Raw genomic sequence first — 1,211 nt, forward strand, 5'->3', positions numbered from 1 at the left:
TGAAGTGACCCCCTCCATAGCTGCACAGGATATAGTGCAGTCATAAGGAGGACAGGATGAGCGACGACAACTCCATCAAACGATGGACCGCGAAGCGCAAGGCCGCCGTGGTCATGGACATCTTCAAGGGCAAGACCACGACGGCTGAAGTGGCTCGCCAGTACGATCTCACTGTCTCTGAGATCGAGGGCTGGGTCGATGAGGCCCAGCGCAGCATGGAAAACGGGTTCAAGGCCCGCCCCAAGGACATCCGTGAGCAGTATGAGTCCGAGCTCCGGGAGACCAAGGAGGCATTGGGTGAGGCCCATCTGCAGATCTATGCGCTAAAAAAATTCAAGCGCCTGCTCGACGAGGACGAGAACTCGTAAGGTCGCTGCAGGCGCAACTGGCCGAGGAAGGCCATGTGGTATCGCTCGTTAAGCTTTGCCGTTGGCTGGGATTCCCCCGGCGCAGCCTGTATTACCGGCCCAAATCGCGGAAGCGTGCCATCAATGCCGACTTGGCGGTGCGGGTGAAACTGGCCCTGGAGAGGTTCCCCACCTATGGCTATCGCCGCCTGGCGTGCGTCTTAGGAGAGAACCGCAAGCCGATCCAGCGCATCCTGCAAATGAAAGGCTGGCAGGTACGCAAGCGGCCACAAGGCTTCCGACCGCGTGCCAGGAGCTTGCCGTCAGTCACGTCACGGCCTGATGAACGCTGGGCGACGGATCTCACGCACGTGTGGTGTGGAAAGGATCGGCGAGCCAGCCTGGCGGTGATCATCGACTGCTGCACAAGAGAGATCCTCGGCTGGCGACTATCGGACAATGGCAGCAGCAAGACCGCTGAGGCCGCTCTGGAGGAGGCGCTGATCTATCGACTGGGAGCGCTGGGGCGCGTTCAGCAACCGCTGGCACTACGCTCCGACAACGGCCTGGTCTTCAGCAGCCGGCACTACACGGGCACGGTGAAGGCCTATGGTCTCACCCAGGAGTTCACGACGCCGTATACACCGGAACAGAACGGACTCGTGGAGCGCTTCTTCCGATCCTTGAAGGAGGAGTGCATCTGGCAGCATCGCTTCGAGTCGCTGGGCCAAGCCAGAGTTGTGATAGATCGCTGGATCCGGTACTACAACGAAGAGCGACCACATCAGTCTCTGGGCTATGTGTCACCCCGAGCACACCTCGCATTAACTGGATGAGGTGTGCAGAAACCAAGGGGTCATTACA

At 59.8% G+C, this 1,211-nt stretch carries 2 protein-coding genes; both read left to right on the forward strand.

Annotated features, from left to right (window positions below; all coding sequences use genetic code 11):
• The first annotated feature begins 56 nt into the window (after positions 1 to 56).
• Positions 57 to 368, forward strand: coding sequence for a DUF1153 domain-containing protein (locus C6W88_RS21195; protein ID WP_108133890.1), 312 nt, complete (start codon positions 57 to 59; stop codon positions 366 to 368).
• A 5-nt stretch (positions 369 to 373) separates the two neighbouring features.
• On the forward strand, positions 374 to 1,183 hold the full coding sequence (locus C6W88_RS21200) for an IS3 family transposase (RefSeq protein ID WP_108133891.1): 810 nt from the start codon (positions 374 to 376) through the stop codon (positions 1,181 to 1,183).
• Positions 1,184 to 1,211 lie beyond the last annotated feature (28 nt).

The organism is Halomonas litopenaei, assembly GCF_003045775.1.
GTDB classification, from domain to species: domain Bacteria; phylum Pseudomonadota; class Gammaproteobacteria; order Pseudomonadales; family Halomonadaceae; genus Halomonas; species Halomonas litopenaei.

Bases quoted from the DNA above. Each gene is read 5' to 3' on its own strand.
- C6W88_RS21195 (WP_108133890.1), top strand. From the start codon at position 57: ATGAGCGACGACAACTCCATCAAACGATGGACCGCGAAGCGCAAGGCC.